This window comes from Thiolapillus sp. (genome assembly GCF_048562965.1).
Taxonomy (GTDB): Bacteria; Pseudomonadota; Gammaproteobacteria; order Chromatiales; family Chromatiaceae; genus Thiolapillus; species Thiolapillus brandeum_A.
Window position 1 is genome coordinate 1 of record NZ_JBHNMF010000432.1, and the last position, 2,794, is coordinate 2,794.

Below are 2,794 nucleotides of genomic sequence, written 5' to 3' on the forward strand. Positions count from 1 at the left end.
TGTGGAGGCGAGGAGTCACTGAAACCGAACGAGACGGTATTGGTGGCGATATTCTGAATATCAACAACAGGAGAAACACCATGGCTTTAACAGCTATTATCGCGCTCAACAAAGACGCCGCCATTCTGGCGGGCAAATCAGACTTCGGCCCCGTGCGGCTCTCTGTCGATCCGTCGGTGCTCACCACCGAGGAACGCCAGGAAATCGTGCGCTGTACCTTGCCTTCCAATGGAACCTTGAGCACAGTGTACATGCACCTGTTGTTTACGACACCAAGGAAGAAGCCGAGCAAGCCAAAAACGAAGAATTGGAATAGAAAGTAAGAAATCAACATGCACACTGGTCGGCGACAATTCAAATCGAAACAGGTTGCACTGGTGCGGGACCAGAGTCGTCCCGGGGCATGTGCTGCCTGTTTTCTTGATGGGAGTCTTGTCCTCAGCTCGGATGATGGCGCCAGCATGACGGCTATTGAGGCATGCGCCAACCGGTTGGCCGCAATCCATGGCGTACCTCTGGTTGACACCAACCATCATGTGCTGGTGCATGGGGAGTGGGATACGATTCGGGATTATCTCCAGGAATGCGGTGAGTTGCTGGGAGGTGTTGTTCTCGAGGAGGTTGTGGCAACGCTCCATGAGTATAACCCGCTTGGTTTCCACCCGGCTTTTCCGCCTGTCCAGTTTCAGCAGCTTGGCAACGGCATGACTTACTGGGCCTGGGTCGCCCAAGAATGGACGGCGCGGCGCAAGAAAAAAGAACAGGCCGGCTATTTTCTCGACAAAGACCCGGATGGGCGTTATCGGTTTGTCCTGCCCAACGGCATCACCTCAAAGCAGAGTTACCCCTCGGCGGTTGCCGCCTGGGATGTCGTAATTCAGGAGGCGTGAGCAAGAAAAAGCCCCTGATCAACCGGTATAAAATCAGTTGGTCAGGGGCAAACGGTGGTGTTAAGGACTATAGGTGATGGGCCAGCCGTACAGCCTGGAGAGCATGTTCGCATGCTCTTTGGCTTCGCTCAGCTGGCTGTGATCCCCCACGCATTGGACCCCACCTTCTTTCATGTGTACATAGACACTGAAGAAGTCTGGCGTGTCGTCCTCGTGGGTGATTTCGCACACCCCGCCCCCGAGGTCCCGCACCCCGTGGATCTCGATGGCATCGAAATCGTTGGGGTCCTCGATGACCTCCCGCCAGTAGCGACGGTTCAGGCGCTTTTCCTTAACCTCCTTGTCGAAGTCATCTGCTGTCAACATGACGCACCTCCAAGCTGATCCTCCAGCTCGTAGATGTTGAGACGGAGTTGCCTCAAAACGGACTCCGCCAGCTTGATATCCTTTTCAAGCTGGATTTTTTCATCAAGGCTCGCGGCTTTTTTCATTTTGCCGCGGAGCCTCATCATGTAGGCCTTGGCCCGCTTGAGCTCCCGGTCCACATCTTCCGGGCGCTTCATGCGGGCCACCCGCTGCTCATACGTTGGTACTGCCATTGCAGCCCTCCTTTCGGTTACCAACCGGTTTGTTGTTGACAACAGGCTTGGTTAGGACCTGTTGGATAATTGGTGGCAAAACATCGTGTCGTATCCGCACGACAGGGTGTATTCGCGGAACTCCTCAATGGTGCCAAACAGCTGGTCCGCCCATTGGGAGGACTTTCTGTTGTATGTGAATCCAAGGAGCCAGCGCCCCTGCCTGCGCAGGTTCGCCAGCTCATCCGCTGGCATCAGTACCAGCGGTGGAGGATCCGTGTTTTCGGGCACACCTACCTTTCGTGCGAATTCCACCACCTTGTTCACGGCATCGGGTCCATTAAACGTGACCCGGTTCCTGGGGCACAGCTCGTCCAGCAATTCTTCCTCAGAATCGAAGAAGCCGACGTAGTTGTGCGCCCCGTCTACATGGCGGAACTCGGTTTCCCCGGGCAACAGGGCATACCAACCGCCGATGTCGGTATGGCCGATGGTGTACCCCATTGCCTGGGCGATAGTACGTTTCGTGTTCATCGCTTTTCCTCCGTTTCCAGAGCAGGTTCGCAGTGAAACTGCCCTTCATCGAAGGCGATGGACAGCGCCTTGGCGCCGTCGTAGACCAGATCCCTGTCCGCCAGGTATTTGATAATCATGGCAGTTCCGTATTCCGGCCGTGGGTCGGCGGCACGGCGGGTGTACACCGTGATCAGCCACCCCTCGTTGTTGCCCATGCCGGCGGACACGAAGGTCTCCCCTTCCATGAAGGGGCTTTCCGGTGTCGCCAGGGAACCGTCGCGCTCATAACACGCGATCCATTCCAGGGCATCCAGCGCCGTTTGGCCATCGGCGGTTTTCACCGTACCGAGTACGGTTTCCACCTGCCGTTGGACCTGGCCGCATAGCTGCTGGCCGGTGTATATAATCCGACCGTTCTCGGTCGGATTCCCGTAGGTTGTCGTAATCATGCAACCTCCTTTCAGGTCACCAGCCTGACGATTGATGACGACCTGGGTGGTGAAATCCAGATCGATTGATTTGGCGGATTTACCTCACGCTACGAGGGCTCCGAAGAGCAAAATCGTACAAGCGCACGCATGCGCTGTTCGCTGGGCGCAAAACGGCCAGGGAAAAGGGCACGCAGGGGGGCGGTATGTTCCAGGATGGAAGTGGCAGCGCCGCCTAGCGCCGCGCCGTCGTGATGACGGTCTGTGCTGAATGCTTCGAGATGCCGGGACTGTTATGGATACCCGGTGTGTTCCGTTTCGTGATTCTATTGGTTTTGCCGGCTTAATTCAAGGTCTCCACCTGAGAACGCGGCCCTCCTTT

The 2,794-nt window shown here is 56.4% G+C and carries 6 protein-coding genes; 2 read left to right on the top strand and 4 right to left on the bottom strand.

Annotation, left to right across the window (positions count from 1 at the left end; all coding sequences use genetic code 11):
* Window positions 1–323, top strand: a 323-nt coding sequence (locus tag ACOCD2_RS15910) for a hypothetical protein (RefSeq protein WP_293652890.1), incomplete at its 5' end; no start/stop codon positions are given.
* Window positions 324–332: 9 nt separating this feature from the next.
* Window positions 333–890, top strand: coding sequence for a hypothetical protein (locus ACOCD2_RS15915; protein WP_293648507.1), 558 nt, complete (start codon window positions 333–335; stop codon window positions 888–890).
* A gap of 60 nt (window positions 891–950) precedes the next feature.
* On the opposite strand, the gene ACOCD2_RS15920 is transcribed toward ACOCD2_RS15915, so the two are convergent.
* From ACOCD2_RS15920 to ACOCD2_RS15935, 4 genes are read right to left on the bottom strand one after another with little or no spacing between them, the layout of a single operon-like run.
* Complete coding sequence (locus ACOCD2_RS15920) at window positions 951–1,256, bottom strand: hypothetical protein (protein ID WP_293648509.1); 306 nt, start codon at window positions 1,254–1,256, stop codon at window positions 951–953.
* Window positions 1,250–1,489, bottom strand: coding sequence for a hypothetical protein (locus ACOCD2_RS15925; protein WP_293648512.1), 240 nt, complete (start codon window positions 1,487–1,489; stop codon window positions 1,250–1,252). Before ACOCD2_RS15925 ends, ACOCD2_RS15920 begins: the two co-directional genes overlap by 7 nt.
* A gap of 51 nt (window positions 1,490–1,540) precedes the next feature.
* Window positions 1,541–2,002 carry a hypothetical protein gene (locus ACOCD2_RS15930; protein ID WP_293648514.1) on the bottom strand — a complete coding sequence of 154 codons (462 nt, stop codon included), beginning with the start codon at window positions 2,000–2,002 and terminating at the stop codon, window positions 1,541–1,543.
* A complete protein-coding gene (locus tag ACOCD2_RS15935) occupies window positions 1,999–2,433 on the bottom strand; it encodes a hypothetical protein (RefSeq protein WP_293648516.1) in 435 nt (144 codons plus the stop codon). Before ACOCD2_RS15935 ends, ACOCD2_RS15930 begins: the two co-directional genes overlap by 4 nt.
* Window positions 2,434–2,794 lie beyond the last annotated feature (361 nt).

Excerpts from the sequence above, each read along its gene's own strand:
- ACOCD2_RS15930 (WP_293648514.1), bottom strand. The coding sequence starts at position 2,002 with ATGAACACGAAACGTACTATCGCCCAGGCAATGGGGTACACCATCGGC.
- ACOCD2_RS15925 (WP_293648512.1), bottom strand. The coding sequence starts at position 1,489 with ATGGCAGTACCAACGTATGAGCAGCGGGTGGCCCGCATGAAGCGCCCG.
- ACOCD2_RS15920 (WP_293648509.1), bottom strand. The coding sequence starts at position 1,256 with ATGTTGACAGCAGATGACTTCGACAAGGAGGTTAAGGAAAAGCGCCTG.
- ACOCD2_RS15915 (WP_293648507.1), top strand. The coding sequence starts at position 333 with ATGCACACTGGTCGGCGACAATTCAAATCGAAACAGGTTGCACTGGTG.
- ACOCD2_RS15935 (WP_293648516.1), bottom strand. The coding sequence starts at position 2,433 with ATGATTACGACAACCTACGGGAATCCGACCGAGAACGGTCGGATTATA.